This is a genomic window from Porcipelethomonas ammoniilytica, from assembly GCF_025567485.1.
Classification (GTDB): Bacteria; Bacillota; Clostridia; order Oscillospirales; family Ruminococcaceae; genus Porcipelethomonas; species Porcipelethomonas ammoniilytica.
Genome location: NZ_JAOQKH010000007.1, coordinates 84,272 through 111,225, shown reverse-complemented (window position 1 = coordinate 111,225; position 26,954 = coordinate 84,272). Strand labels below are relative to the sequence as shown.

At 37.1% G+C, this 26,954-nt stretch carries 28 protein-coding genes and 2 tRNA genes; 18 read left to right on the top strand and 12 right to left on the bottom strand.

The window, feature by feature from the left end; all coding sequences use genetic code 11:
• From OCV67_RS07690 to OCV67_RS07645, 10 genes are all read right to left on the bottom strand, one after another.
• On the bottom strand, positions 1 to 303 hold a 303-nt coding region (locus OCV67_RS07690), incomplete at its 3' end, for a hypothetical protein (RefSeq protein ID WP_178085048.1).
• 529 nt (positions 304 to 832) lie between these two features.
• A tRNA-Ser gene (locus OCV67_RS07685) sits at positions 833 to 924 on the bottom strand.
• A gap of 43 nt (positions 925 to 967) precedes the next feature.
• Positions 968 to 1,051, bottom strand: a tRNA-Leu gene (locus tag OCV67_RS07680).
• Positions 1,052 to 1,140: 89 nt separating this feature from the next.
• Positions 1,141 to 2,292, bottom strand: a complete 1,152-nt coding sequence (locus OCV67_RS07675; RefSeq protein WP_147643396.1) for a nucleotidyltransferase domain-containing protein — start codon at positions 2,290 to 2,292, stop codon at positions 1,141 to 1,143.
• The gene (locus OCV67_RS07670) at positions 2,289 to 2,717 is read right to left on the bottom strand and encodes a S24/S26 family peptidase (RefSeq protein ID WP_147643395.1); all 429 of its coding nucleotides are present in this window, start codon (positions 2,715 to 2,717) and stop codon (positions 2,289 to 2,291) included. The genes OCV67_RS07675 and OCV67_RS07670 overlap by 4 nt, the downstream gene beginning before the upstream one ends.
• Entirely contained in the window at positions 2,710 to 2,967 is a 258-nt protein-coding gene (locus OCV67_RS07665) for a PqqD family protein (RefSeq protein WP_147643394.1), read from the bottom strand. The genes OCV67_RS07670 and OCV67_RS07665 overlap by 8 nt, the downstream gene beginning before the upstream one ends.
• A 6-nt stretch (positions 2,968 to 2,973) precedes the next feature.
• Positions 2,974 to 3,693 carry a phosphoenolpyruvate carboxykinase (ATP) gene (locus OCV67_RS07660; RefSeq protein ID WP_147643393.1) on the bottom strand — a complete coding sequence of 240 codons (720 nt, stop codon included), beginning with the start codon at positions 3,691 to 3,693 and terminating at the stop codon, positions 2,974 to 2,976.
• Between the two features lie 19 nt (positions 3,694 to 3,712).
• Positions 3,713 to 5,611, bottom strand: coding sequence for a glycoside hydrolase family 13 protein (locus tag OCV67_RS07655; protein WP_147643392.1), 1,899 nt, complete (start codon positions 5,609 to 5,611; stop codon positions 3,713 to 3,715).
• A gap of 71 nt (positions 5,612 to 5,682) precedes the next feature.
• On the bottom strand, positions 5,683 to 8,079 hold the full coding sequence (locus OCV67_RS07650) for a glycogen/starch/alpha-glucan phosphorylase (protein WP_147643391.1): 2,397 nt from the start codon (positions 8,077 to 8,079) through the stop codon (positions 5,683 to 5,685).
• 224 nt (positions 8,080 to 8,303) lie between these two features.
• Positions 8,304 to 9,251 (bottom strand): LolA-like protein, encoded by a 948-nt coding sequence (locus OCV67_RS07645; protein WP_147643390.1) that lies wholly within the window; start codon positions 9,249 to 9,251, stop codon positions 8,304 to 8,306.
• A gap of 194 nt (positions 9,252 to 9,445) precedes the next feature.
• On the opposite strand from OCV67_RS07645, the gene OCV67_RS07640 reads away from it, so the two are divergent.
• The 8 genes from OCV67_RS07640 (at position 9,446) to OCV67_RS07605 (ending at position 14,602) form a co-directional block, all read left to right on the top strand.
• A complete protein-coding gene (locus tag OCV67_RS07640; RefSeq protein WP_147643389.1) occupies positions 9,446 to 10,318 on the top strand; it encodes a hypothetical protein in 873 nt (290 codons plus the stop codon).
• Positions 10,319 to 10,408: 90 nt separating this feature from the next.
• Positions 10,409 to 10,750 (top strand): YlxM family DNA-binding protein, encoded by a 342-nt coding sequence (gene ylxM / locus OCV67_RS07635; protein WP_147643388.1) that lies wholly within the window; start codon positions 10,409 to 10,411, stop codon positions 10,748 to 10,750.
• Positions 10,751 to 10,773: 23 nt separating this feature from the next.
• The gene (gene ffh, locus OCV67_RS07630) at positions 10,774 to 12,132 is read left to right on the top strand and encodes a signal recognition particle protein (protein ID WP_147643387.1); all 1,359 of its coding nucleotides are present in this window, start codon (positions 10,774 to 10,776) and stop codon (positions 12,130 to 12,132) included.
• Positions 12,133 to 12,191: 59 nt separating this feature from the next.
• A complete protein-coding gene (rpsP, locus tag OCV67_RS07625; RefSeq protein WP_147643386.1) occupies positions 12,192 to 12,434 on the top strand; it encodes a 30S ribosomal protein S16 in 243 nt (80 codons plus the stop codon).
• A 71-nt stretch (positions 12,435 to 12,505) separates the two neighbouring features.
• On the top strand, positions 12,506 to 12,739 hold the full coding sequence (locus OCV67_RS07620) for a KH domain-containing protein (protein ID WP_147643385.1): 234 nt from the start codon (positions 12,506 to 12,508) through the stop codon (positions 12,737 to 12,739).
• A gap of 106 nt (positions 12,740 to 12,845) precedes the next feature.
• The gene (rimM, locus tag OCV67_RS07615) at positions 12,846 to 13,352 is read left to right on the top strand and encodes a ribosome maturation factor RimM (RefSeq protein WP_147643384.1); all 507 of its coding nucleotides are present in this window, start codon (positions 12,846 to 12,848) and stop codon (positions 13,350 to 13,352) included.
• Positions 13,342 to 14,052, top strand: a complete 711-nt coding sequence (trmD, locus tag OCV67_RS07610; RefSeq protein ID WP_147643383.1) for a tRNA (guanosine(37)-N1)-methyltransferase TrmD — start codon at positions 13,342 to 13,344, stop codon at positions 14,050 to 14,052. The genes rimM and trmD overlap by 11 nt, the downstream gene beginning before the upstream one ends.
• Before the next feature lie 280 nt (positions 14,053 to 14,332).
• Positions 14,333 to 14,602, top strand: a complete 270-nt coding sequence (locus OCV67_RS07605; protein WP_147643382.1) for an HPr family phosphocarrier protein — start codon at positions 14,333 to 14,335, stop codon at positions 14,600 to 14,602.
• A 56-nt stretch (positions 14,603 to 14,658) separates the two neighbouring features.
• Here the strand turns inward: OCV67_RS07605 and spoIVB are convergent, their stop codons facing one another.
• Positions 14,659 to 15,864, bottom strand: a complete 1,206-nt coding sequence (gene spoIVB, locus OCV67_RS07600) for a SpoIVB peptidase (protein WP_147643381.1) — start codon at positions 15,862 to 15,864, stop codon at positions 14,659 to 14,661.
• Between the two features lie 593 nt (positions 15,865 to 16,457).
• Here spoIVB and spo0A point away from each other — a divergent pair.
• Both spo0A and OCV67_RS07590 read left to right on the top strand, forming a co-directional pair.
• Positions 16,458 to 17,225 carry a sporulation transcription factor Spo0A gene (gene spo0A, locus OCV67_RS07595; RefSeq protein ID WP_147643380.1) on the top strand — a complete coding sequence of 256 codons (768 nt, stop codon included), beginning with the start codon at positions 16,458 to 16,460 and terminating at the stop codon, positions 17,223 to 17,225.
• Between the two features lie 81 nt (positions 17,226 to 17,306).
• Entirely contained in the window at positions 17,307 to 17,810 is a 504-nt protein-coding gene (locus OCV67_RS07590) for a flavin reductase (protein ID WP_147643379.1), read from the top strand.
• 226 nt (positions 17,811 to 18,036) lie between these two features.
• Here OCV67_RS07590 and OCV67_RS07585 read toward each other — a convergent pair whose 3' ends face one another.
• On the bottom strand, positions 18,037 to 19,422 hold the full coding sequence (locus tag OCV67_RS07585) for an MATE family efflux transporter (protein ID WP_147643378.1): 1,386 nt from the start codon (positions 19,420 to 19,422) through the stop codon (positions 18,037 to 18,039).
• 238 nt (positions 19,423 to 19,660) lie between these two features.
• Here OCV67_RS07585 and OCV67_RS07580 point away from each other — a divergent pair, with 238 nt between their 5' ends.
• The 8 genes from OCV67_RS07580 to OCV67_RS07545 all read left to right on the top strand — a co-directional run bounded on the left by OCV67_RS07580 (position 19,661) and on the right by OCV67_RS07545 (position 26,942).
• Positions 19,661 to 20,338, top strand: coding sequence for a beta/alpha barrel domain-containing protein (locus OCV67_RS07580; RefSeq protein ID WP_147643377.1), 678 nt, complete (start codon positions 19,661 to 19,663; stop codon positions 20,336 to 20,338).
• 143 nt (positions 20,339 to 20,481) lie between these two features.
• On the top strand, positions 20,482 to 21,726 hold the full coding sequence (locus tag OCV67_RS07575) for an argininosuccinate synthase (RefSeq protein WP_147643376.1): 1,245 nt from the start codon (positions 20,482 to 20,484) through the stop codon (positions 21,724 to 21,726).
• Between the two features lie 80 nt (positions 21,727 to 21,806).
• Positions 21,807 to 23,195, top strand: coding sequence for an argininosuccinate lyase (gene argH / locus OCV67_RS07570; RefSeq protein WP_147643375.1), 1,389 nt, complete (start codon positions 21,807 to 21,809; stop codon positions 23,193 to 23,195).
• Positions 23,188 to 23,397 carry a hypothetical protein gene (locus tag OCV67_RS07565; protein ID WP_147643374.1) on the top strand — a complete coding sequence of 70 codons (210 nt, stop codon included), beginning with the start codon at positions 23,188 to 23,190 and terminating at the stop codon, positions 23,395 to 23,397. The genes argH and OCV67_RS07565 overlap by 8 nt, the downstream gene beginning before the upstream one ends.
• A 17-nt stretch (positions 23,398 to 23,414) precedes the next feature.
• Positions 23,415 to 24,359 carry an N-acetyl-gamma-glutamyl-phosphate reductase gene (argC, locus tag OCV67_RS07560; protein WP_147643373.1) on the top strand — a complete coding sequence of 315 codons (945 nt, stop codon included), beginning with the start codon at positions 23,415 to 23,417 and terminating at the stop codon, positions 24,357 to 24,359.
• Between the two features lie 12 nt (positions 24,360 to 24,371).
• Positions 24,372 to 25,670 (top strand): bifunctional ornithine acetyltransferase/N-acetylglutamate synthase, encoded by a 1,299-nt coding sequence (argJ, locus tag OCV67_RS07555; RefSeq protein WP_147643372.1) that lies wholly within the window; start codon positions 24,372 to 24,374, stop codon positions 25,668 to 25,670.
• A gap of 2 nt (positions 25,671 to 25,672) precedes the next feature.
• Positions 25,673 to 26,536: an acetylglutamate kinase gene (gene argB / locus OCV67_RS07550; RefSeq protein WP_147643371.1), complete on the top strand. Its 864-nt coding sequence runs from the start codon at positions 25,673 to 25,675 to the stop codon at positions 26,534 to 26,536.
• 1 nt (position 26,537) lies between these two features.
• Entirely contained in the window at positions 26,538 to 26,942 is a 405-nt protein-coding gene (locus OCV67_RS07545; RefSeq protein ID WP_147643370.1) for a hypothetical protein, read from the top strand.
• Positions 26,943 to 26,954: the final 12 nt, after the last annotated feature.

Sequence of the window (26,954 nt, the reverse complement as noted above, 5' to 3'; positions counted from 1 at the left end):
TATGATACCATTGGTACTAATTGGACTTCCCATATATGTAGTCTGTACCTTTCCATTATTAGAAGAAGTAAAGTAGCCATTATCAAGCAATTTTGTTTTAACACTGGGATTTGCAGTTACTTGTGAAGTATAGTTAATACTATAATCAAAATAAGCTATGTTTGAATTGGCTGTAACTTCATGATATATTCTAAAAGTTTTTAATTGAGTAGTATCTGCACTTGCTGTAAACATACTACAAAGCGAAACAGCCGATACAGTGGCAGTTGTTATTGCTGCTAAAACTCTTTTAAATTTTTTCATAATAATTTCTCCTTAAATAAACTTTATTAAATATACTTATAAGCACATTATATACCAAAAATTTACAAAAATCAATATATAAATATAAAATTAATCAAATATTTACATTATTTCTATATTTTGTTTAAATATAAAGTGTAGAATATAAATACAGTTTGTGACTGTTTACCATCTTTTCATTAAAAGTCCCCACTTGATTTATTAAGTTCAAATGGGGGTTTTAATTTTTTACTTTTGGTTGCATATCCGATAGAAAGTTACTGAGCCCAAATCTGGGCTGAGTGAAAAATAAAAAGCCTATCGGGATTTCTCCTGATAGGCTGAAGTTTAAGGGTCGCATTTAAAATGTTACAACCATACAACCAGCGTTGATTCTGATAGCCTTGCTGAGCGTTGTTAAGTCCGTGTATAAAATATTGATTAGTTTTTTACGTTTTGAGTTTTTCGGTACACATGGAACAGTATCGGGAACAATGACAAAATCATATAAAAACAACGCCGTTCACAATTCCTTGCAAACGGCGTATTTTGGCGGAAAGAGAGGGATTCGAACCCTCGATACGCTATCAACGTATACACGAGTTCCAGTCGTGCGCCTTAGACCAGCTCAGCCATCTTTCCATTATTGAATTGTAAAAACCTCAGCCTTTAAGCTGAGGTTTTATGGTGCGAGTGACGGGACTTGAACCCGTACGCCAATGACACACGCCCCTCAAACGTGCCTGTCTGCCTATTCCAGCACACTCGCATTGAGTACTTTAATATTATATCAGAGATTTACCTTTTTGTCAAGCTTTTTTTATAAAAAAACATATTTTTTTTATTATTAAATAATTTTTATTTATGTTTATTTTGTATTTTTTTTACTTTATTGAATTTAAATATTATACGCAATTCTTTTTTCATATGTTTTCTTTTTACTGTCATACCTTTTGCTAATCGAAAAAACCATATTAACGGTAAAAATATTTTATGACGGTAGAAAAAAGGATAATTAAACTGATAAAATTCCAAGGACGGAAAAACCCTGCTAAAAATATATTTAAATCTGGTTTTACTGACTTTTTTGTAATTAAATTTTTCCATCCGTTTGGTTATTTCATTTTCTATTGTACCGTAAGTTCCGCAGCTGAAATGATATTCAAGTAGTTCCTTTTCTTCAGGTGAGAGTCGGGGTAGCTCCGGCTCAGACAATACTTTTTTACAAAGATTTCTGTTTTGCTTTTCAAATTGAGCAATACCCAATTTTGTACATTCATTTTGAATATACTGCCAGTTCAATATTTTTTCTTTATGCATTAAAAATATATAACGATCCAAAAGACTGCGCAGACCTGTTCCGCTTATATTATAATGTTTATATTCATGTGCGGTAATATATACATAAAAATCTTCATCGGTAAAATGATATCCATATTCTGTATTACTATCCTGAATTAATTTGTTTTTTATTTGGGAATAGTATTCTGTCCATTTTTCATTATATGATATATGAAAAAGCTCAGTGTGCATTTCATAGTTATATATCGGCGGTTTTATATATACGTCATGATTTCCTTTTCCGTAATATTTAGCGCTGTATCCTAAATTTTTCATAATTTTCAGCACAGTTTTGCAATATGTTTTATCAAACAGAATATCATTATCCGACATTTGCCGCACATCAGTCTGCGGATACAATTCTTTCAGGACCGTGCCCTTTAGCGGCATATACCAAATTCCATACTGCTCTAAAGTACCGCATATTTTCTTGCGTTCAGAATCGAGAAGAATATTTTTTCGGATAGCTTTAAGCTTTGCTTCAATGAATTTTTTATTAGAAATTCCTGCTGACTCCAATGCCGTACATACGATTGCGGTCAAGCTATGATACTGACACATTTTAAATAATTCATCCGGATCAATTAGAGCTATACAGCTTGAATCCGGCGTAATATTGTTCACAGCACACGCTGTAAGATATAACATATCGTATCCTGTTTGTTTCATTTTAGCCGCCTTGTTATATAATATTTTATACGCAGAATAACCGCTCTGATCGGGAACAAATCACACCATAAATGAACATAAATTTTATATTTTATATCGGAAACAGAAATTTTTTTACCGTTACGTACAATTCCTGTTAAAACTCCGATAATGTTACCGTCTGTAATATCATATTCCTTTTTCCAACGGTTATCTCCACAAGTTACATAACTATCTTTTCGTATTTTAAGAATCCTGTGCAGGACATATTGTCCCGAAGCTCTTTTGTAAAGGGGGATATCATATTTTTTCAGCCTTCCGCTGACCTTTTCAATGATTAGTATGTCGCAGTTTTCACGAATAATCGGCATCATACTGTTTCCCACGCTTGTATAAATAAGTTTTCCGGTTTTATTGATTTCTTCTTCAAATGTAGATTTATTCATCAAGTGCGCCTATACTGCGAAGCTTATCAATAATTTTTTGGACGTCAGCGGTGATCGTTTCTTTTGAGACGTCGTATTGCACAAGCATTTTTTCAATAATTTTAGCGGAAGTAGTATCTGTTTTCAAGCAGTCTACAATAAACGCAGCTGTTTTGTTAGATTTTACTATTCCGTTAAAGCTTGTACCAGCGCAGACCATAATTTGTTCGCCGTCAGTTTCATGAGTAATAAATTCTTCTTTCAACTTCATAGAAATTTATCCTTTCATTGCATTATATGCAACTTCTGCTGCCTTAACTTCCATATTACAGTACAGTTTATACACGGCTGTATTATTGGAGATCATGTCTAGTATATCCAGAGTTTTGGCTAATTTATGCATATTCATAGGTTTGTACGCATGCTGAAGCAACATAGTGTAAGCGTGTGATCCTGTTATTTGTTCAATATGATTTTGTTCAGAACGCTTAATTACGCAAATAGATTTTAACGGTACGGCAATATTACTGCCTAACTTATGTTTTCCGTTCCAAGGCGTACCAAAAATAGTAATACTGCCGCTGCCGGCCTTTAAAAGGGGTTTATCATCATTTACCATAATGGCGCGTTTACCGAAATATTCTTTCCAAAGTCTTGTATGAGTCGATTTTCCCACGCCGCTTCCGGCAGTGAAGAGGTATGCTGTTCCGTCAACTGCAACAGCTGAGCCATGAAAGAGAATTATATTTTCCTCAATCAGCTTTTCGCATATTTTTCTGTACACAGCCAAGGTTTCAAGGTAGCTGTCGGAATAGCGGTGAACTATATTTTCATCAAAAGATTTTCTGCGCTCAAAGTCTATATCCTGTTGTTTTATTTCAACTGTAAAATCAGTATATCCGTTATGCTGATAATCCTTGCACAGTGTGTGTACTTCATCATATAAAGAACTAATTCTAATATTATGCTCTGCTATTTTATATGTTTCTGAGTACATGTAAAATCACCTTAGTATATTATTTTTCTTCGTCCAGTGGAATTTCAACTTTATATGCTGCAAAACTATATGGCGGAAGAATTATTCTTTCACCGTACACAATGTCTCCGTGAATAGTACGGTAGTAAGAACAGTTTTTCAGTTCCATTTTTGATTTATCAATAATTTGTTCATATGGAGAACGGTTAATAAAAATAATTACGGCTCTCTGACGGTGAGTTTTCATTCTTGCAAATGATATAACATTATCGTCAATATATAAAAATTTAAGTGCGCCGTCAGCAAATACTTTTGAACTGTTTCTTACTTTAGCAAGCAGTTTTGTATATTCAATAAGCTGGGTGTCTTCTTTTCCCCAAGGGTAGCAGCGTCTGTTAAACGGGTCTTTATAGCCTTGCTGACCTGCTTCGTCGCCGTAGTAAATACAAGGTACTCCCGGAAGAAAATATTGCAGTGCCATAGCACATTTTAGTCTGTTTCTGCCAAGTTCAAATTCTTCATTGGTCAGCCAATGGCTGCACATCCAGTCTTTGCTTTTGCCTTCGCAGCTTTCACCGCCGAGAATATTAATTGCTCTTTCAATATCGTGAGTTGAAATACTGTTCATCAGTACATCAACTGACGGTTTGGGATAGTTTTCAAGAATAGTCATGATACTGTTTTTAAAATCAAAAGGACTGCCGCCTAATACATAATTCATAATTGCAGTACGGAAGGGATAGTTCATTACGGAGTCAAGCTGGTCGCCCAGTAAATAGCGGCGTTTTACGCCGTAGCTTTCCTTGTTAGAAGCATCTTCCCAGACTTCGCCGATGATGATTTTTTCTTTTCCGTGCTTTTTAACGCATTTATTCAGATTGTCAAGAAATTCGTCCGGCAGCTCGTCTGCAACGTCAAGACGGTATCCGGCTGCTCCGAGACTTATCCAGTAGTCAAGTACTCCGCCGTCACCACAGATGTAATTGGTGTAGTCTTTATTGTTTTCCTTAACGTTCGGCAGAGTGTCGATACCCCACCATGCTTCATATTTATCGGGATATTCATAGAAGGTGTACCATGAGAAAAATTCACTGTCCGGTGAATTGTATGCTCCTAAACTATCGTATCTGTTGAATTTATTGAAGTAAATACTGTCAGCTCCGGTGTGAGAGAAAACACCGTCTAGGATTATTGAAATACCATATTTTTTAGCCTCATCGCAAAGAGTTTTAAAATCTTCATTTGTTCCGAGAAGAGGATCGATTTTACGGTAATTTGCCGTATTGTATCTGTGATTTTCATGAGATTCAAAAATCGGGTTCAGATATATGCATGTTACGCCTAAGCTTTTCAGGTAGGGAAGCTTTTCTTTTATACCTTCAAGGTCTCCGCCGAAATAGTCATTGTTCCAGACATGACCTTTTTCATCAGGTTTATAGAAAGGAGTATCTTCCCAGTTTTCACGCAGTATACGATCGTCGGGAATATTTTCATGAAGCTTTCCGCTTTTATAGAAACGGTCAGGGAAGATTTGATACATAATTCCGCCCTTTAAAAAGTCGGGAGTTTCATATTCTGGACTGTATACTGTAAGCTGATATAATTCGCCATTGTTGAGAGTACTTTCGTGACATGAGGACTTCTTGATATAGTTTCTGAAACCGTTATGTTTATATGAAAAATAGTAGTAATGTACTCCTGTATGTCTGGGAGTAAATGTAGTCATATAAACATTATGGGTATCTTCTTCTTTTTCCAGATTCATAGTCAGAAAAGTTTCTTTATAACCTGTTCTGAAAACAACCAGTATTGGTACCGGTGGAAAATCAAGAACGGTTTCTTTTGGAAGTCTTATACGAAATTCGCAGGGTTCTCCTTTTTTTATTGCACCGAACGGTTTTTTATATCGTTCGTCCCAACTGTCGAATATTTTTTTCATAAGGTTCTCCAATCTAAAAAACAAGGGCTTTTTGCAAGCCCTTGCTCTTTAAAAATATAGTTTATTTTTAATTATAGGCCCCAGATATCCTTTGCATATTCTGTTACAGCTCTGTCAGCTGAGAATATTCCGGCACCGGCGATATTGTTAAGTGACATCTGAGTCCATTTCTTGCTGTCTTTATAGCATTCTGATGAATAAGCCTGTGCTTTTCTGTAAGAATCAAAGTCGGCAAGAACCATGTAAGGGTCAGAATTTTTCAGTGAATTTGCAACTTCATTGAAATTACAGCCGTTAATGCCATGGTACATTCTGTCGATACAATTTTTAATAACAGGATTTGATTCATAATATGATTCAGGATTGTAACCTGTTCTTTTAAGGTCGTTGACTTCTTCTGTTTTCATACCGAAGATTATAATATTTTCATCACCTACAGCATCCTTGATTTCGATATTTGCACCGTCAAGAGTACCCAGAGTTATAGCGCCGTTAAGCATTAGCTTCATGTTGCCTGTACCGGAAGCTTCTGTACCAGCCAGTGAAATCTGTTCTGAAATATCACTTGCCGGCATAAGTAGCTCTGAAAGCGTAACTCTGTAATCTTCCAGGAAGTATACCGAGAGCTTCTGGCTGATTTTCGGATTCTTTCTTATTTCTTCTGAAATTGCCCAGATAAGTTTTATGATCTGCTTTGCAAGATAGTAACCGGGTGCGGCTTTTGCTGCAAAGATATATGTCTTAGGAACGAAATCAGCGTCCGGATTCTGTAACAGATATTCATAATCGGCAAGAATATTCATTACGTTAAGGTGCTGACGCTTATATTCATGAAGTCTTTTGACTTGAACGTCAAAAATACTGTCAATATTAATATCAATTTTGCTGTTATGTTTAACATATTTTGCAAAACGCTCTTTATTGGCACGTTTGATTTTCATAAGCTGTTCAAGAACAGCCGAATCGTTTTCGAATACGCACAACTTTTTCAGTTCGCTGCCGTCTTTAAGGAACTTATCACCGATTTTTTCTTTGAGCAGATTTGTAAGTCCCGGATTTGACTGGTAAAGCCATCTTCTGTATGCAATACCGTTTGTTACATTCTTGAATTTTCTTGGAGTATCCATATATTCATCGTTGAATACACTTTGTTTGATAATTTCAGAATGAAGCTTTGAAACGCCGTTTATGCTGTGAGAAGCAACTACGCACAGTGTAGCCATGTGGATCTGATTATCCTTGATAATAGACATTCTTGTTGTTTTTGAACTGTCTCCGTTGTTGCGTTCCATAAGTCTTGCACAGTAACGGTTATTGATTTCAACTATAATGGAGAAAATTCTCGGAATAATTCTCTTAACAAGATTTACATCCCATTTTTCCAGAGCTTCTGCCATTACGGTATGGTTTGTATAGGCAAAAGTATTTGTTACGATATGCCATGCCTTGTCCCATGTATAGCCGCAGTCGTCCAGAAGAACTCTCATAAGTTCGGGAATTGCAAGGGTAGGGTGGGTATCGTTAATATGAATGGCAACTTTTTCGTGGAGATTATCGAGCGTACCGTAAACTGACATATGGTTATTGACAATATCACCAACAGAAGCCGCACATAAGAAGTACTGCTGACGAAGTCTCAGTGACTTTCCTTCAAGGTGGTTGTCATTAGGGTAAAGAACCTTGGAGATAGCGTTTGCGGCGGCATTCTGACCGAGTGCCTTTTCGTAGTCTCCCTGATTGAACATAGACATGTCAAAATTAGGAGCCTTTGCAGCCCACAGTCTCAGCACTGATACGCCTTCGCTGTCATGACCGGAAACGTACATATCATAAGGGATAGCGTGTACGGTTGAGTAGTTTACATGTGATAGGTGATGATACTGATTGTCCCAATATTCATGAAGCTCGCCTTCAAAGTGAATGTCAATTGCCATTTCCGGACGTGCATCAAGCCATACTGAACCGCCGGGCAGCCAGTTATCAGGAAGTTCTGTTTGCCAGCCGTCTTCGAGTTTTTGCTTGAAAATACCGTATTCGTAGCAGATAGAATATCCCATAGCAGGAAATGCCTGTGTAGCAAGCGCGTCAAGATAGCATGCCGCAAGGCGTCCCAGACCGCCGTTGCCGAGTCCGGCATCAGGTTCGTATTCATATATGTCGTCAAGTCTGATGTCGTATTCCTTGAGCATTTTTTCAACATCCTTAACGATTTCAAGGTTGTAAAGACTGGTTTTCAGGGAACGTCCCATAAGGAATTCCATTGAGAGGTAATAAACTTGTTTTTTGCCGTCGGAATGAACCTTATTAATGAACTTCTGACGTTTTTTCTTTAATTCTTCAACAATTATTGCTGATAACGCCTGATAAATCTGTTTATCGGAAGCCTGACTTGGTTCAACATTAAACTGAAGCTCAAGCTTGTTAAGAAAGTTTTCTTTTATTTTTTTCATATCCGGTTTTTCTACCATTATTATTCTCCTATCCCTGTAATTTAAGCACAGTTTTCATTATACACCTGAACAAACGGCATATTCTTAAACAATATTATACACCAAAATTAAAATTTTTTCAATAGCTGTATATTGTTTTTTTTAATTTAGCTAATATTTAACAACTGAATTACAATTTGTTAAAATAAATTTTATGCAAATCATAAAAAACGCCCTTGTTTATAAGGACGTTTTTGAGGATTTTATTCATGTTTAGGATGGGATTTGTCAATAATTTCATAATCAGTGTATTTATCTGGATTATATTTTTTTATTTCAGGATTACTATTAAAATTTAATTCGTTGAATTTTGAATAAGAAATAATATTTCCGTCAGCATCAAAACCGTCATATTTCATCAGCACCCCGGTTTCCTTATCGACGGTAAATTTAAACGTGTAAACACCGAGCTTTTCTTCGGCGTAGTCATTGGTACTGCCTTCGATTACAACGCAGTCTCTGCCGAGAAAAATCGTTTCTCCTGTAATATCCCAATTGTCTTCAACAGTCATAAAGTTAAACGTTAATTCCTGCGGCTGAAGACCTTCACGGGCTGTAGGCGTATTTGTCGGATCTGCCCTGTAAGCATAGCAGTTAATGCCGTCTTCGGCTACTGTAATTCTTTCGTTGTCGGGAATAGGAACCGCTTCTTCAATATTGCATGATCCCAAACCTTTATTTATGAGTTTACGCTCTTTGAAGACTTCATAAAATTCTCCGTTGGAAGAAGAATAATATTCATGAATTTCATTACCCCGTATTGAATATTCATAGGCATCGGCAGTTAAAAGGTTACAGGCAAATTCTGAAGTTTTCATATCGACTTCATTGCATATCTCTATACTTCCCTCAGCAGTGTCAAAATAATCTATGGTATTCAGCATTTTAAAGAAAATGCTTTTCTTTGTGATTTCTTCATTATCATTAAGTGAATAGGCAGCAGCATTAGCTTCATCTGCCATGGATTCATTATCTGCGAGTCTGCCGCTGATATCCAGCAGATTTTCTGTTGAAAGTGGAGCGTTAAGAGGTTCTTTTTGAGCATTTTCACCTGATATTGATGATTTCCATGGGGAAACACATACAAGTCCAACGCCTACAGCACAAACAGCGCTTAAGGAAACTATTGAAGCTAATATTCTTTTGTTCATTTAAAATTCCTCCTTTATTTATATTAATTATCAATGTATATTACTATTTATAGTATATAATGATTATTTGTATATGTCAAGCAATTTCGAAAGTTATTGTCGGAATAAGCAGAAAATTACTTGACAATAATTATAATTTTTATTATGATAGATTTATAAAAGAATTTACTTTATATATGTGTGGAGTGAGGAAATTGAAATCAAAGTATAAAATCTGTATTTATATTATAATATCGTTGTTGTCTTTATTTTTTATGCCAAATACTGTTTTTGCTGACCTAGGACCTAAGCCAAGTGTTGAACTGCATATTGAAAATCCTCCTGATGGGTTATATTATGTGGATTTTCTGGTGTCATGTGATGAGCCGCACAATATAGACAATTTTTCATATGAATTGGGACAGCCTGATTACAATAAGAAAATGCTTAAAACATTAATTGATTTTTATGAAGATGGATATTGTGCAAGATTACGAGGAGACTCCGGCGTTGATTTTGGAGTAGTCAAATCTAATGCAGAGCATATTTATGATTTTATCTATATGGTGCCGGAGGAGTTTAAAATTATCATTGTGACAGAGAACTCGCAGGTTATTGTCAGTCCGCTTATTAACCCCAAGGTTTATAATACAGTTATTACGTTTAATGCAGCTAGTGGTACTGCCGAGGAAAGCAAAGCTGTAATTGCGGAGGATTTAGCAAAATCTGTTGGACAAACATTAGTTTTGTTTGTTATAACATGCAGTCTTACGATTTTGACAGAATGGATTGTGTTTCGATGTTTTAAAATTGAAGTAAGGAAAATGTATAATAGGTATAATTCAAGGCTTTTTCGTCTGACTAATGTTGCAACTCAGATTTTTTTGTATATAATGCTTGAAATTTCAGGTTCATTATTTATTCCTGCGGAAATTTTAATTTTTATAGCAGAGGCTTGTATTTTTGAATTGAAAATGAAAGAAACCGGAAAAGCCAATATAATGATCTGCACTTTTATTGCTAATGCGATTAGCTATTTTATTAGTATTCCTTTTACTTATGTTTTACTTTATATAAAAGCATATTAATAATTTCTGAATAACCCTTGACAATCAGTTATCTTTGTGCTATAATGTGTAAAGTGATTTGCCTTTACACCCGTCGGGAGTGATGAAAAAATGGCAAAAAACCTTGATTTTGTTATTTTGCTTGATATTTACGGCAATATGCTGACCGACAGGCAGCGTGATGTAATGGAGCTTTATTACTGGGAAGATCTTTCCCTTGGTGAAATAGCTGAAAGTAATAATATTACAAGACAGGCTGTGAGAGACAGTATTAAGAGAGGCGAAATGACGCTTGCGGAGTTTGAGAAAAAACTCGGACTTGCTGTAAAAATTGTAAAATGCAGAGAATATTTCAATGCTATTTCAGACTGTGCCTGCAATATGAAAAAAAGCGGCGCAGATAAGACGGATGAAATAATCAGTCTCGCCGGAATGGGAAAAGAAATATTTTGAAAATGCTGAAAGGAGAGGACTTAATGGCTTTTGAAGGTTTGTCTGAAAAGCTTAATAATGTGTTCAGAAAGCTGAAATCAAGAGGAAAGCTTACGGAATCTGACATAAAGGACGCAATGAGAGAAGTTCGTCTGGCTCTTCTTGAAGCAGACGTAAGTTACAAAGTCGTAAAGGATTTTGTGGCTAAGGTTTCGGAAAAAGCTGTGGGTAATGAAGTTCTGGAAAGTCTTACTCCGGCACAGCAGGTAATAAAAATAGTAAGGGACGAACTGTGCGAGCTGATGGGTGATTCAAATGCACGTATCAACATGCCGTCAAAAGGACCTTGCATTATTATGATGTGCGGTCTACAGGGTTCGGGTAAAACTACTCATTCGGCTAAGCTTGCTAAGCACTTTAAAAAAGAAGGGCACAGACCTTTGTTGGTAGCTTGTGATATTTACCGTCCGGCAGCTATTAATCAGCTGAAGGTCGTTGGCGAAAAGGCTGACGTAAAGGTTTTTGAAATGGGACAGATCAGTCCTGTTGTTATTGCAAAACAGGCTGTAGCTCATGCAAAGGATTACGGTAACGATATTATCATTCTTGATACTGCCGGACGTTTGCATATTGATACCGAGCTTATGGAAGAGCTGCAAAATATTAAGGCGGAAGTAAAGCCTGACGAGATTATGCTTGTCGTTGACGCTATGACCGGTCAGGACGCAGTAAATGTTGCTAAGGCGTTCGATGACGCTCTTGGAATCGACAGCGTTCTTATGTCAAAGCTTGATTCCGATACAAGAGGCGGCGCAGCGCTGTCAGTACTGGCGGTAACGGGTAAGCCGATCAAATTTGTGGGTATGGGCGAAAAGCTTGATGAATTTGAACAGTTCCACCCTGAAAGAATGGCTTCTAGAATTCTCGGCATGGGCGATGTAATGACCCTTATTGAAAAAGCTGAAGATGCAATAAGTCAGAAAGACGCTGAAGCTATGGCAAAGAAACTTCAGGAAAATAAATTTGATATGGACGATCTGCTTGATCAGTTAAGAAATATTAAAAAAATGGGATCAATAAAATCTATAATGTCTATGATTCCCGGAGTCGGAGATAAGCTTAAGGATATTGATGTCGATGATAAACAGTTTGTGCGTATTGAGGCAATGATCACGTCAATGACAAAAGAGGAAAGAGCAAAACCTTCAATTATAAATCCTCAGAGAAAACGCAGGATTGCATCAGGAAGCGGTACTAAAGTCGAAGATGTAAACAGACTTCTCAAGCAGTTTGAACAGATGCAGAAAATGATGAAGCAATTAAACGGCGGTAAGGGAATGAAGAATAAAAAAATGATGAAGCGTCTGGCAGGTATGAACCTTGACAAGCTTCCGCCTATGTAAGCTGATTAATGCATTACCGCATTAACATATATTTATTATTTTTTCCGGAGGTGAAAAAAATGGCAGTTAAAATCAGACTAAGAAGAATGGGCGCTAAGAAAGCTCCTTTTTATCGTATAGTTGTTGCTGATTCAAGATATCCTAGAGACGGCAGATTTATCGAGGAAATCGGTTATTATGATCCTACTAAGGAACCTTCTGTTGTTTCAGTTGATGCTGAAAAGGCAAAGAAGTGGATTGCAGACGGCGCACAGCCTACAGATACTGTTAAGACAATCTTAAAGAAAAACGGTGTGCTTTAATCTGCATTCAGGGCATTGTCGGGCAGGAGTAATGTCTCTTGCCTCATATAGTCCTTTTTTGGAGGAATTTAATGAAAGATTTACTATATGCAATTGTTGAAGACCTTGTTGAAGATAAGGATTCCATTAAAATTACTGAGGACGCACCAAATGAAGAGGGCGTTATTGTTTTACATTTGAATGTTGCTCCGGACGATATGGGAAGAGTTATCGGTAAACAGGGAAGAATTGCTAAGGCAATCCGTACTATTATGCGTGCGGGCGCTGCAAGAAGCAATCTTAAGGTTGCAGTTGAAATTGACTGATATAAAAAGCTGTATAACTTTTAAGGCTTGAATCGTTCTTTTAGAGAATTGATTTGAGCCTTTTTAAGATATTTAATGTTTTACTGATATACGGAGGTATGAACATTTGAAAGAATTTATTGAAACAGGTAAAATTGTTAATATTCACGGACTTCGCGGAGAAGTGAAAATTATGCCTTGGAGTGATGATCCGGATTTTATCTGCGGGTTTGATATTCTTTATTGCGGAAAGGATAAAAAAATATTTGAAATTGAAAGCGCCAGAGTGCATAAGAATATGGTTTTGATAAAATTTAAAGGTATTGATACGCCGGAGTCTGCGAATTTTCTCAGAAACAATATTGTTTATATTGACAGAAATGATGTTGAACTTGAAGAAGGTACTTACTTTATTCAGGATCTCATCGGACTGAAAGTGACAGACGCAGATACAAACGAAGAATACGGCACTGTAAGGGATGTTTTTCAGACCGGCGCTAATGATGTGTATGAAGTAAAAAACGGTGAAAGGACTGTTCTTATTCCTGCTATTCCGGACGTTATTGTGAATACTGATTTAGAAAATTCAGTTCTGACGATACGTCCCTTGGAGGGGCTATTTGATGAGGATTGATATTGCGACCCTTTTTCCGGAAATGTGTGAAGCTATCCTGTCTGAGAGCATTGTGGGAAGAGCCAGAAAAAAAGGTGCGTTGGAAATATACTGCCATCAGATAAGGGATTATACAAATGATAAGCACAGGCGTGTTGACGATATTCCTTATGGCGGCGGAATGGGAATGGTTATGCAGGCGGATCCTATTTACAATTGTTACAACGCTGTCTGTGAACAACTGGGAGCAAAACCGCATACAATATATATGACGCCGAAAGGCAGCGTTTTTAATCAAAAAAAAGCTGTACAGTTGGCGCAGCTTGATAATATTTTTCTTTTATGCGGCCATTATGAAGGCGTCGATCAGCGAATTCTGGACAAAATTGTTGATGAGGAAATTTCTATCGGAGACTATGTTCTGACGGGAGGAGAACTGCCGGCAGCTGTGCTTACCGACGCAGTTGCAAGAATGTGTGACGGTGTACTTTCCAGTCCGGAATGCTATCAGGATGAGAGTCATTTCGGAGGATTGCTGGAATATCCCCAGTATACCAGACCTGAAATATGGCAGGAAGAAGCAGTGCCTTCTGTGCTTCTTTCCGGACATCATAAGAATATTGCCGAATGGAGATTGAAAAAAAGTCTTGAAATTACTAAGGAAAAGCGTCCGGATATGTATGAGGCTTATATTAATAATAGTGAAAAATGTCAAAAATAACAGAATTTCACTTGTTGAAACTATACACAAATGAATGTTGAAAATTGTTTATAGTGAATAATTTTAATTAACAACAAAATACGTTAGTTAATATAAACAAATCTTAACCTTTTTAAAATCTTAACATTAATCAAAGCGTAGAAATTTTGCTAAAATAGCCATTTTAGTGTAAATTTCACGTTGACTATATAAAAAATAGCCTGTATAATTTAATCAGCAGATAACAAAATTATATTAAGGGTGGATATGGTTCCATTATTTAAAGATAGGAGAGTTTGTTATGTTTGTTAAAGATGTAATGGTTAAAAATCAGGTTGGTTTACATGCAAGACCTGCAACATTTTTTATTCAGAAAGCTAATGAATTTAAATCATCTATCTGGATCGAAAAGGAAGAACGCAGAGTTAACGCTAAAAGTCTTCTCGGTATCCTTTCACTGGGGATTGTAGGCGGTACCGGTATCAGAATTATTGCTGACGGTTCAGATGAACAGCAGGCAGTAGAATCTTTGGTTGAACTGGTTGAAAGCGGTTTCAGCAACGAAAAATAAATTATCTGTTAAAACAGGGGCGTTACGTTTGTAACGTCCCTGAGCTTATAAATAAATCAGTAATTTGAAATTCCGGATTCATACATATTTTCACAGAATATAGCGTAACCGCGTGTAGGGTCGCTTACAAATACATGAGTGACTGCGCCTATAAGTTTTCCGTTTTGAATAATTGGACTTCCGCTCATTCCCTGAACGATACCGCCTGTTTTTTCCAGAAGTTCTTTATCTGTGATTTTTATAGTCATATTTTTAGTACCACTGTTTTTATAATCGATTTTCTCAATATTTATATCATATTCCTGAGGACCGTTTCCATCAATAGTTGTATATATTGTGGCAGGTCCGGTTTCTATTTCCTGCTTTAATCCCATGGGTATTCCGCCTGAGCTGTCAACAGGCTTAAACATTTCTCCGAATATTCCGTATTTATTATTAAAATATATTGTTCCTGACGACATATCTGATTTAAAAGTACCGTGAAGTTCACCGGGCGAACCGGAATATCCTTTAACGACTTTTGTAATTTCCACATCAGCTACATCTCCGCTGGATACCGGAATAATTTCACCTGTATCCGAATCGCATACCGGATGACCTAAACCGCCGAATCGGTTTGTGTTAGGTTCATAAAACGTTACAGTACCTATTCCCGCAGTACTGTCTCTTACCCACATGCCGGCTTTATAGCTATTATCGGAACATGCCAGAGCTGGCTCTAATAATGATGTTTTCTGTTCATTTTGATGAGTATAAATTATTCTTAAGGAATTTCCGCCGGATTTTGCTACTATATTCTGTATATCCGTATTTGACGTTATTTTTTTCCCGTCAATAGAAATAATAATATCTCCTTCTTTTAATCCGCATTCTTCTGCCGGACATTTCATTCCGGAATCGGTTTTGATTTCTCCCATACCTACAATCATGACGCCTTCCATAAGAAGTTTTATTCCGAAAGGATCTCCTCCGGGAATTAGTATCGGAGTTTCAACTGTGTGGATTTCAACGTCCTTTACAGGAAGCAGTCCGAAAAGCTTCAGACATGCCGTTTCTGATTTTGGATATGTTTGCCCGGCAAATGACGCCAGTGCATTGTCTGATTCGGCTTCAATTGAAAATCTGGTAGAAAGCTCCAGATTATTTCCCTTTGAAACATAAAAGCTATCAGGAAGATTAACAGCATAGTAGCCTATTATAGTGCAGATATTAATAACAAATACGGATACTATGCATATTGCTGATTTTATTATTTTTTTCATTTTTTTGTCCTTTCTTTTATTGTTACGGCGTCTTGTTTTATCGGCTCTTTTTTAATATTGGCTGTTTTAAAACCGTTTATTAAGGCAATTTTCTAACGGTTTATTTAGTAATTTTTATTTTCGATTTATTTTAAGCGAATAATAGTGAAATGCCGGTAATTTTATTGAATCTTCAATGCAAAACAATTCCGGAATAGGAATAAATTTTATGAAAAAAACTGTTCTTGTAACTATATTTTTTTATTTATGACATCAGCTGTTTTTCTTTTATTAAAGAATTATCCTCAGATTACGTCATCTGTATCCTTTTTGTTGTAAATTAAAACGTAAAATTTATTTGAACAACGTAAAAATTTATACTAAATATTTAATTCAAAAATTTTAGATGAATTATTTTTTTTGATGTAAAAACTTATGGACGATGAAAGTTTTTTTATGGGTTTTGTCGTTAAAAATTATGCTGTTCACAATTTGTTAACAAGTTTTTTACAAATATATCCAATTTCCGCTAAAAACTTTTAATAATTGCTATTGATTTAAGGGGTTTAATATGTTAATATATGGAAGTAGAAAAAATATGGAGGTAGAACAATATGGTAAATAAAATCAAGGTGTTAATTGGAGACGACAGCGTTGAATACGGTATAACTTGTGCGAGTACGTTAAGAAGTATGGGTATGTATGCTGTAACAAGACCGAAAGATGGAGGGGTTCTGTTTGAGACAATAAAAAATGACAGCCCCGACATAGTTGTAGTTGACGCTATTCTTCCGCACATGGACGCCATAGAACTCATTAAAAAAGTTCAGGCACTAGGCGGAAAGAAGCCTGAGTTTATTGTTACATCCTCTTATGACAACCCGTTTATTGAAAGACAGGTTATGCAAAATGGTGCGGCATATTTTATGCTTAAGCCGTTTGACGTTAATTCACTTGGAGACAGAATTATGTCCTTGATTCAAGGAACAGCAGCAGACGCTAATGAAAAAGAATGTCAGGATATGGAAGTTGTTGTAACAGAAGTTATTCATCAGCTCGGCGTTCCTGCACATATTAAGGGTTATCATTACTTAAGAGAAGCTATTTTGTCATCGTTGGAAGACAAGGAACTGCTTGAAAGCGTTACTAAAATGCTGTATCCGACTGTTGCTAAAAAATTTGACACTACTTCGTCAAGAGTTGAAAGAGCAATCAGACATGCCATTGAAATTGCCTGGGACAGAGGCAATCTGGATACTCTTAATTCGTTTTTTGGTTATACTGTTAATACATGTAAGGGAAAACCTACTAATTCTGAATTCATTGCTCTTATAACAGACAAGCTGAGATTACAGTACAAACCGGTTTTAAAAAGAGCATAAGTACTTGTAATATTTCTGATTTTGTGATAATATTGTTTATTATACCCTTATATTAAATGATTATCAGAAAGGAAGAATTTTATGGGTTTTGTTAAAACGGATATATACGATTTGCAGTTTAATCCTTACAAGCTTATCAGTAAGGACTGGTTTCTTCTTACCAGCGGAAACAAGTCTGAATACAATACCATGACCGCTTCGTGGGGACAGACGGGAGTTCTCTGGAATATGCCTGTGTTTACAACAGTGGTACGTTCCAATAGAAAAACCTTTGAGCTTATTGAAAAAAATGAATTTTTTACAATCTCGTTTTTCAGTGAAAAATATAGAAGCGCACTCAGCTTCTGCGGTTCGCATTCCGGAAGAGATTGCGATAAGGCAAAGGAAACAGGTCTGACACCGTGCGAAATTGATGGAAATACTGCTTTTGAAGAAGCAGATATGGTATTCGTTTGCAGAAAAATTTATACTAAGGATATGGAAGAAAACGACTTTACTGATAAGAGTCTGTTGAAATTCTATGAAAGTGATCCGTTTCACAAGGCATTTACCGGTGAAATTGTTTGTGTTTACCAAAAAAAGTGAATGGAAAATTCCTGCGCATTTACCCGCAGGAATTTTTTTATTGACAAATTAACGAAAACCGTAAATAGTACTTTTAATGTTCCGGTATTTATGTCACTGTTGCACGCAGACTATTTTTTTTGCAAAGAGGTTCAAGTGAACCGCCATTGCTAAATATCTGGCAGAACTAAGTATTAAAAAGTAAAAAAGCGGACTAAAAAGTCCGCTTTTATTTTATATTCTGTATTTAATTCGGGAGAACTGAAATCTTATTTTTATAAGTCCTTTTCATGAGAATGCATGCAATGAATGCTGAAACAATTTCCGCTATGGGAAACGTTATCCATACAAGCCATGAGCTGCCTGAAAAGTGAATTATAATATATGAGAATATCCATGCTACAGGAAGAACAAATAAAAACTGTCGGCAAATTGATACTACAAGCGATTCTATGCCGCTGTCGAGAGCTTGAAAAATGCCTTGAAACGCAATATTTGCTCCGGCAAAAATAAAGCTTATAGATATAATTCTTATTGCGTAAATACACATTTGGCGAGTTTCTCCGGACAGTCCGAATATATCCGATAATAAAACCGCAAATATTTCAAGCAATACAAGTCCGGCAATCATTATTACAAGAGCATAAATCATTCCGTATTTTATTCCGTCTTTAATACGTGATTTGCTTTTCATACCGTAGTTAAATGAAATAACAGGCGTGATTGCGTCCCTTAGTCCGAATGCGGCAAATAGAATAAACTGCTGTATCTTATAGTACAGACCGTATGCGGTGACCATAGATGTACTGATACTGCCTAAAATTATATTCATACCATAAGTCATGACAGACATAAGCGCCTGAGCAATTATGGCCGGAAGTCCTATGGAATATATTTCTTTTATAATTTCCGCTGACGGATAAAGATATTTAAAATTATTTGTAATTTCTTTATTGAATTTTAAATGAAATATTAATGCCATTACAAATGAAACGCACTGGCCTATAACGGTTGCATATGCTGCTCCTTTTACGCCTAGTTTGGGACAGCCGAATAAACCGTAAATCATGATAGGGTCAAGTACTATATTTGTCAAAGCGCCGCCGATTTGCGCAATAGTCGAAAATATAGAGCGTCCTGTGGATTGAAGCAGTTTTTCAAAAATAGCAAAAAATACACATCCTATGGAAAAGATACAGCAAATTCTCAGGTAACTTACTGCCATTTGTGTTATTTTAGGATCTGACGTCTGGGATTTGATGTATGGCTCTGTTCCGAATATTCCGAAAAGTATAAATAACGCAAATATTATAATTCCAAGAAATATAGAATTTCCGGCAGTTTTACTTACTTTTTCATTGTCGCCTTGTCCCAGAGATTTAGACAGCAGTGCATTTGCTCCGACGCCTGTTCCTATACTGAATGCAATCATAAGCATTTGTACAGGAAATGCCAATGTCAGTGCATTCAGAGCAGCCTCACCGTCTGATTTCATATTTGATACAAATGCACTATCTACAATGTTGTAAACCGCTTGAAATACCATAGATACTATCATAGGAATTCCCGTGGAAAGAATTAATTTTTTTACCGGAACGGTTCCCATTTTGTTCATTTTCTTCTCATTGTTCATATTAACTCTCCGTTTCTGAAAAATCCGTGCAAACACAAAAAAGACGTAAATCCAAACCTGGATTTACGCCTTTTGCTACTCGGTATTTAAATTATATCAAAAGTTTTTTTGAAAGTCAATATTTTTATTAGCACAATTTTTACTGACTTTATTTTTGAAAAATTTGTGAAAATTGTTGTAAAAAATACAAAAATAAGTTATAATTATTCTATATATTTTTTATAAGGAGATGATAAATATGCCGAAAATGTCTCCTCCGCATATAAGCGGAACACTGAGAAAATTTGCTTTGAGAGTACCGGAAGTAATTAAGGAATGCAGCGGTATTATTGTATTCGGCAAAAAAATTCAGTCATTGGTTTTTACAACGGATATCTGTATTATAAGAAATGTCAATGCGGATGCCGTTATAGCTGTATATCCTTTTACTCCTCAGCCTATAATTACTCAGGCGGTTATGCTTGCGGCTGATATTCCGGTATTTGCAGGTGTAGGCGGTGGTCTTACCAGCGGAAACAGAGTGCTGAATCTTGCGCATTATGCAGAGATGCAAGGTGCTACAGGCGTTGTTGTTAATGCTCCTACGTCTAATGATATTATTCAGAAGGTCAGCAATCAAATTGACATTCCGCTAATTGTTACTGTTGTTAACGATAATGTTGACTTTAAAGAGCGTATTGACGCAGGAACGACTATTTTTAATGTGTCTGCTGCTAAGGATACAGCAAATGTGGTAAGAAAAATCAGGAGGGAATTTCCTGACTTTCCTATCATTGCAACCGGTGGTCCTACCGATGATTCTATTCTGGAAACTATTGATGCAGGCGCTAATGCAATTACTTGGACTCCTCCCTCAAACGGCGAGGTTTTTAAGGACATTATGGAAGCTTACCGTCAGGGAAAACCGCATCCGTAATGCATATATACATAAATAATGTATAAAATATGCATAAATAAAAAATCTATGCATATTTATACAAAAAAGTACTTGACATTTGTGTATAAAGGTGTATAATAAGATTAATGACTTTAGAAAATATAAATCGGGGGTATACCATTATGAATAAACCAGCAGCAAAAAAAGAAATTAAAAAGGTCGTTTTAGCTTACTCAGGCGGGCTTGATACTTCTATTATCATTCCGTGGCTGAAGGAAAATTACAATAACTGTGAGGTTATTGCAGTTTCCGGTGACGTGGGTCAGGCAAGCGAGCTTGAAGGTCTTGAAGAAAAGGCTCTTAAGACCGGCGCTTCAAAGCTTTACATTGAACACCTTACTGAAGAATTTATTACAGATTACGTTTTCCCGACTGTTCAGGCAGGCGCAATCTATGAAAACAGATATATGCTCGGCACATCCTTTGCACGTCCTATAATCGCTAAGAGAATCGCTGAAATTGCTATTGCCGAAGGCGCTGACGCTATTTGTCACGGCTGTACAGGCAAGGGTAACGATCAGGTACGTTTTGAACTTGCTATCAAGGCTTTTGCTCCTGATATGGAAATTATTGCTCCATGGAGAATCTGGGATCTTAAGTCAAGAGACGAGGAAATTGAGTATGCCGAAGCTCACAATATTCCGCTCAAGATAAACCGTGAGACAAATTACTCAAAGGACAAGAACATCTGGCATCTTTCACATGAAGGTCTTGATCTTGAAGATCCTGCAAATGAACCGCAGTATGAAAAGGAAGGTTTCCTTGAAATGGGCGTTTCTCCTATTCAGGCTCCTGACAAGCCTACTTATGTTACTTTACACTTTGAACAGGGTGTTCCTACAGCTATTGACGGTAAGGAAATGGGTGCTGTTGAATTAGTTGAAACACTTAATAAATTAGGCGGCGAAAACGGTATCGGTCTTGCTGATCTGGTAGAAAACCGTTTGGTAGGTATGAAGTCAAGAGGCGTTTATGAAACTCCTGGCGGCGCTATTCTCTATCATGCTCATGAGGTTCTGGAAACTATCACGATTGACAAGGAAACTGCAAGAATGAAGCAGTATATCGGCATTAAGTTTGCTGATATCGTTTACAACGGTCAGTGGTATACTCCTCTTCGTGAAGCGCTTAGTGCATTTGTAACAGAAACTCAGAAAACTGTTACAGGCGATGTTAAGCTTAAGCTTTACAAGGGCAACATTATTAATGCCGGCGTTACTTCACCATACACTCTTTATGATGAAGAAGTTGCTACATTTGACGCTGATGAGGTTTATGACCAGACTGACAGTGCCGGATTTATCAATCTCTTTGGTCTGCCTATCAAGGTTAAGGCGAAGCTTGATCAGAAGAGAAACAACAAGTAATTTAAATTAAAATCTTGTGGGCGGACATATTCTGTTCGCCCCTATGTGCTTATTGACATATATTGAAAGGATTTACCGATATGGCAGATAAAATGTGGGCGGGAAGATTTTCAAAGGAAGTTGACGAAACAGTAAACGCTTTTAATTCGTCCATTTCTTTTGACGGAAGAATGTACCGTCATGACATACAGGGAAGTATTGCTCATGCAACAATGCTTGGGCAGTGCGGAATTATTTCAAAGTCTGACAGTGAAAAAATCATTGACGGACTTAAAGGAATACTTAAAGATATTGATACCGGCAGTCTTGAAATGGATATGACCGCTGAAGATATTCATATGTTTATTGAAGCTGAACTGACTAAGCGTTTGGGAGATGTAGGAAAGAGACTTCATACTTCTCGTTCGAGAAACGATCAGGTGGCTCTTGATATACGTCTTTATCTGAAAGATGAAATAAAGGAAATAAAAGCTCTGGTTCTTAAGCTTGCTGATGTACTATGCGATATGGCTCAAAAGCATACTGAAACAGTAATGCCCGGATATACTCATCTTCAGAGAGCTCAGCCTGTTACTTTAGGTCATCATCTTATGGCTTATGCTCAGATGTTTTTAAGAGATCTGGGACGTATTGAGGATACCTTAAAAAGAATGAATGAATGTCCTTTGGGAAGCTGCGCTCTTGCCGGTACGACTTATGCTATTGACAGAAATATGACGGCAGAAGCGCTTGGTTTTGACAGACCTATGCTTAACAGTCTGGATGGAGTTTCAGACAGGGATTTTTGCGTTGAATTGAACTGTGCGATTTCTCTTATTATGACGCATCTTTCAAGATTTTCAGAAGAAATAATTATGTGGTGCTCATGGGAATTTAAGTTTATAGAACTTGACGACGCTTACGCTACAGGTTCTTCAATTATGCCGCAGAAGAAAAATCCTGATATAACTGAGCTTATAAGAGGTAAAGCAGGACGTGTTAACGGTAATCTGATGACTTTGCTTTCCATGCTCAAAGGTCTGCCGCTGGCATACAACAAGGACATGCAGGAAGATAAGGAAGCAATATTTGATTCTGTGGACAACGTAAAGCTTTGTCTTAAGACTTTTATTCCTATGATCGAAACTATGAGAGTAAACAAAGACAAAATGAGAGCAGCTGCCGCCGGCGGATTTATTAATGCTACTGATTGTGCTGACTATCTGGTAAAACATGGTATGCCTTTTAGGGATGCTTACAAGATTACTGGCAGACTTGTTGCGGAATGTATTGACAAGGGACTGACTCTGGAAACGCTTCCTCTTGAAAGCTACAGGGAATTATCTGAACTTTTTGAAGATGATATTTACACGGCTATCAGTCTGGAAACATGTGTTAGGGAAAGGAAATCTTTCGGTGGTCCTGCACCTGAATCAGTAATAAAGCAGATTGAAATAACAAAAAAACAACTGGGTGCATATTATGAGTAAAAAACATGTTGTATTTATTGTGTTACTGACTGTCGCTGCAATGCTGGTATGGATCCTCGGTGAAATCCTTATTATAGCAGTACTGAAACTTAGCGGTAAGGCTTCGATCATCTGGAGCATTATTATGATCTTGGTTATAATAGCTATCAGTATGTGGCGGTGTTTTAAAGACGAAAGCGGAAAAAACAGCAGAAAATGGTAAATGAATTGGAGAGATAAATGGCAGTAAAAGTTTATATTGACGGTCAGGAAGGTACTACAGGTCTGAAAATTCTTGAACGTTTTGAAGGTCGAAATGATATTGAACTTTTAAAAATAGATGAAGATAAAAGAAAGGACATAAACGAGCGTAAAAAGTTTATAAACGCTTCTGATTTTACTTTTTTATGTCTGCCTGATAAGGCGGCCGTTGAGGCAGTTTCTCTTGTGGAAAATGATCATGTAAGAATTATTGACGCTTCAACTGCTCACAGAACAAATCCGGATTGGGCATACGGTTTTCCGGAGCTTTCTCCGGAGCATAGGGAAAAAATCAGAACTTCAAAAAGAGTAGCAAATCCCGGGTGCTATGCAAGCGGATTTATATCAATATGCTATCCTCTTGTTAAAGCAGGCATAATTCCGCAGTTTTATCCTGTTTTTGCTTATGCAACTTCCGGTTACAGCGGTGCGGGGAAGAAAGCTATTGCCGCTTATGAAAGTAATGACAAACCAGCAGAGCTTTTGAGCCCTAGGCAGTATGCGCTGAATATGAACCACAAACACCTTCCGGAAATGCAGAAGATATCAGGTCTTGCTTACAAGCCGATGTTTAATCCGATCGTTGACAACTATTACAGCGGAATGGTTGTTTCAATTCCTTTACAGGGCAGACTGCTTCAGAAAAAATATACTCCCGAACAGGTAAGAGAAGCGCTGTATGAAAATTACAGGGATTCAAATTTTATAGAAGTAAAACCTGCGGGCAGCGAATGTGTTCCGGATGGATTTTTAACGTCAAACGGTCTTAGCGGCAGCAATAAAATGGAAATATACGTTTTCGGCGACAGCGAACAGATGCTGTTATGCTCAAGACTTGACAATCTCGGAAAAGGCGCTTCGGGTGCGGCAGTTCAGTGCCTGAATATTATGATGGGTATTGATGAAACTACAGGATTATTATAAAGGATAAAAGTTATGATTAACAAAGTTGAATTTGACGGATTTAAATATATTGACGGCGGAGTGTGCGCTGCACAGGGTTTTAAGGCTAACGGTATACAGTGCGGTTTGGCACACAAGCCTTTAACTGACACGGAAAAAAATACGGCAGAATCTAACAATGCTTTGCCTTCCGCCAAAAAGAAGAATGATCTTGCCGTAATTATTGCAGATAAGGAATGTACTGCGGCGGCTGTATACACAACTAATAAGGTAAAGGGTGCTCCTATTCAGGTTACGAAAAGCAATATTGCAGACGGAAAAGCAAGAGGGGTCATTGTAAACTCTGTAAATGCTAATACATGTAATGCGGACGGAGTTGAAAAGGCTGAAAAAATGTGTGAGCTTGTCTCTGATCAATTTGGTCTTAAGCCATCTGATTTTATTGTGGCGTCAACCGGTGTTATCGGTCAGATATTACCTATTGAACCTATTGAAAAGGGTATGCCTGAGCTTTGCAAGGGTGTAAGCTATGAGGGAAACAGTGCGGCGGTAGAGGCTATTATGACAACTGACACGATGCCTAAGGAGATTGCTGTTGAATTTGAAATAAACGGTAAAAAATGCGTTATGGGCGGTATGCTGAAGGGCAGCGGTATGATCCATCCTAATATGGCCACTACACTTTCTTTCATTACCACTGATGTGGCAATTGCTCCGGAATATCTTCAGCGTGCTTTAAGCGATGTAGTAAAAACGACGCTTAATATGGTGAGCGTTGACGGAGATCAGTCTACAAACGATATGTGCTGTGTTATGGCAAACGGTCTTTCGGGTATTGATGAAATATGTTCAGAAAATGAAAGCTTTGCCGTATTTGAAAACGCTCTTTACGTTGTTATGGTAAATCTTGCGAGAATGATGGCTAGGGACGGCGAAGGAGCTACAAAGCTTATTGAATGTGTATGCGCAGGAGCTGACGATATTAAAACTGCTAAGACAATTGCCAAATCGGTTATTACTTCAAGTCTTTTTAAAGCGGCTATGTTCGGTGAGGACGCTAACTGGGGAAGAATACTATGTGCAGTAGGATATGCAGACGCTGATTTTGATATAAACAATGTCGATGTTTATCTGGCATCAAATGCCGGAAAAATTGCCGTATGTAAAAGTGGTGCGGGAGTGGATTTCTCAGAAGATGAAGCTAAAAAAATTCTTATGGAAGAAGAAATTACAGTATTTATTAATATCGGTAACGGCGAATGTTCTGCCGCTGCATGGGGATGCGATCTGACTTATGATTATGTTAAAATCAATGGGGATTACAGGAGTTAAAAATGGAAATTTCTAATAATATTCGTGCGAAAGTGCTGATCGATGCACTTCCTTATATACAAAAATATAATGACAAAATTGTAGTTGTAAAATACGGCGGAAACGCTATGACTAATGACGAGCTTAAACAGGCGGTTATGAGCGATATCGTACTGCTTTCTTTAGTGGGAATTAAAGTCGTTCTTGTACATGGCGGAGGTCCGGAAATAAGCGATACCCTTAAAAGACTTGGTATTGAAAGCAGATTTATTAACGGTCTGAGATATACTGACAAGGAAACTATTGATGTTGTAAAAATGGTCCTTGCCGGAAAGGTCAACAAGGAGCTGGTAGCTCTTCTTGCAGAACATAAAGGTACGGCTATAGGTCTTTGCGGTATTGACGGGAAAATGCTTACCGCTGAGCGTGCTGAGGGGGAAAACGGCGAGGATTTGGGATATGTGGGAAACATTACTAGAGTTAATGTAAAGCCTATTATGGATACTTTAAACAATGGTTGTATTCCTGTTATTGCAACTGTTGCGAGCGGAACTGACGGAAGCACATATAATGTTAATGCTGATACTGCCGCTTCAAGAATTGCAGCTGAGCTTGGTGCTGAAAATCTTATCCTTATGACTGATATTGCAGGACTTCTCAGAAACAAGGAAGATCCTAATACATTGATACCTTTTGTTAATGTCAGTGAAGTCCCGTTTATGAAAAGACAGGGGATTATTTCCGGAGGTATGATCCCTAAGATCGACTGCTGTGTTGAAGCTGTCAGACGAGGTGTTAAGAAAACTTCAATTATTGACGGAAGAGTTCCTCACTCAATTCTTATTGAAATTCTTTCTAAGGCCGGTATAGGTACTCAGTTTAAGTAGTATGGAGAAATTTATTCTTTTTTTTCCGGTTATTATCGGAGTGATTCTGGATGTAATTGGTGGATTTCTGTATTTTAAACGTAAAAAATTTGGAATACACGTTATAGGAACTGTTACAGGAATTGCCAAATCACAAACGAAATATGCTGGTGTTAAGGTAACTACGGAAGCGCCTATTGTGAAGTATGATATTGCAGATCAGACATATACTGCACCTTCTGCAAAATTTTATCCTGAGGGAACCACAATTTTTAAAAAAGGAAACAGTATTTCCATTAAGGTAAGCAGAAAGAACCATAGGAGCTTTGTGCCGGAAGAAAATGGCAGCACGGCAGAGAAAATTCTTTTTTCCTGCGGTACTTTTATGATCATCGCATTTTGTATTATGTATTTTAGATATTATTGACAAGGGGAGTGT

What these genes read in the sequence shown, in the direction of transcription:
- trmD (WP_147643383.1), top strand. Translation starts at nt 13,342, where the DNA reads ATGAGGATTGATATTGCGACCCTTTTTCCGGAAATGTGTGAAGCTATC.
- OCV67_RS07665 (WP_147643394.1), bottom strand. Translation starts at nt 2,967, where the DNA reads ATGAAGTTGAAAGAAGAATTTATTACTCATGAAACTGACGGCGAACAA.
- OCV67_RS07565 (WP_147643374.1), top strand. Translation starts at nt 23,188, where the DNA reads ATGAGTAAAAAACATGTTGTATTTATTGTGTTACTGACTGTCGCTGCA.
- spoIVB (WP_147643381.1), bottom strand. Translation starts at nt 15,864, where the DNA reads ATGAAAAAAATAATAAAATCAGCAATATGCATAGTATCCGTATTTGTT.
- OCV67_RS07655 (WP_147643392.1), bottom strand. Translation starts at nt 5,611, where the DNA reads ATGAAAAAAATATTCGACAGTTGGGACGAACGATATAAAAAACCGTTC.
- argC (WP_147643373.1), top strand. Translation starts at nt 23,415, where the DNA reads ATGGCAGTAAAAGTTTATATTGACGGTCAGGAAGGTACTACAGGTCTG.
- argJ (WP_147643372.1), top strand. Translation starts at nt 24,372, where the DNA reads ATGATTAACAAAGTTGAATTTGACGGATTTAAATATATTGACGGCGGA.
- spo0A (WP_147643380.1), top strand. Translation starts at nt 16,458, where the DNA reads ATGGTAAATAAAATCAAGGTGTTAATTGGAGACGACAGCGTTGAATAC.
- ylxM (WP_147643388.1), top strand. Translation starts at nt 10,409, where the DNA reads ATGGCAAAAAACCTTGATTTTGTTATTTTGCTTGATATTTACGGCAAT.
- OCV67_RS07605 (WP_147643382.1), top strand. Translation starts at nt 14,333, where the DNA reads ATGTTTGTTAAAGATGTAATGGTTAAAAATCAGGTTGGTTTACATGCA.
- OCV67_RS07545 (WP_147643370.1), top strand. Translation starts at nt 26,538, where the DNA reads ATGGAGAAATTTATTCTTTTTTTTCCGGTTATTATCGGAGTGATTCTG.
- argB (WP_147643371.1), top strand. Translation starts at nt 25,673, where the DNA reads ATGGAAATTTCTAATAATATTCGTGCGAAAGTGCTGATCGATGCACTT.
- argH (WP_147643375.1), top strand. Translation starts at nt 21,807, where the DNA reads ATGGCAGATAAAATGTGGGCGGGAAGATTTTCAAAGGAAGTTGACGAA.
- OCV67_RS07580 (WP_147643377.1), top strand. Translation starts at nt 19,661, where the DNA reads ATGCCGAAAATGTCTCCTCCGCATATAAGCGGAACACTGAGAAAATTT.
- OCV67_RS07590 (WP_147643379.1), top strand. Translation starts at nt 17,307, where the DNA reads ATGGGTTTTGTTAAAACGGATATATACGATTTGCAGTTTAATCCTTAC.
- rpsP (WP_147643386.1), top strand. Translation starts at nt 12,192, where the DNA reads ATGGCAGTTAAAATCAGACTAAGAAGAATGGGCGCTAAGAAAGCTCCT.
- OCV67_RS07660 (WP_147643393.1), bottom strand. Translation starts at nt 3,693, where the DNA reads ATGTACTCAGAAACATATAAAATAGCAGAGCATAATATTAGAATTAGT.
- OCV67_RS07620 (WP_147643385.1), top strand. Translation starts at nt 12,506, where the DNA reads ATGAAAGATTTACTATATGCAATTGTTGAAGACCTTGTTGAAGATAAG.
- ffh (WP_147643387.1), top strand. Translation starts at nt 10,774, where the DNA reads ATGGCTTTTGAAGGTTTGTCTGAAAAGCTTAATAATGTGTTCAGAAAG.
- OCV67_RS07670 (WP_147643395.1), bottom strand. Translation starts at nt 2,717, where the DNA reads ATGAATAAATCTACATTTGAAGAAGAAATCAATAAAACCGGAAAACTT.
- OCV67_RS07645 (WP_147643390.1), bottom strand. Translation starts at nt 9,251, where the DNA reads ATGAACAAAAGAATATTAGCTTCAATAGTTTCCTTAAGCGCTGTTTGT.
- OCV67_RS07585 (WP_147643378.1), bottom strand. Translation starts at nt 19,422, where the DNA reads ATGAACAATGAGAAGAAAATGAACAAAATGGGAACCGTTCCGGTAAAA.
- OCV67_RS07650 (WP_147643391.1), bottom strand. Translation starts at nt 8,079, where the DNA reads ATGGTAGAAAAACCGGATATGAAAAAAATAAAAGAAAACTTTCTTAAC.
- OCV67_RS07575 (WP_147643376.1), top strand. Translation starts at nt 20,482, where the DNA reads ATGAATAAACCAGCAGCAAAAAAAGAAATTAAAAAGGTCGTTTTAGCT.
- OCV67_RS07675 (WP_147643396.1), bottom strand. Translation starts at nt 2,292, where the DNA reads ATGAAACAAACAGGATACGATATGTTATATCTTACAGCGTGTGCTGTG.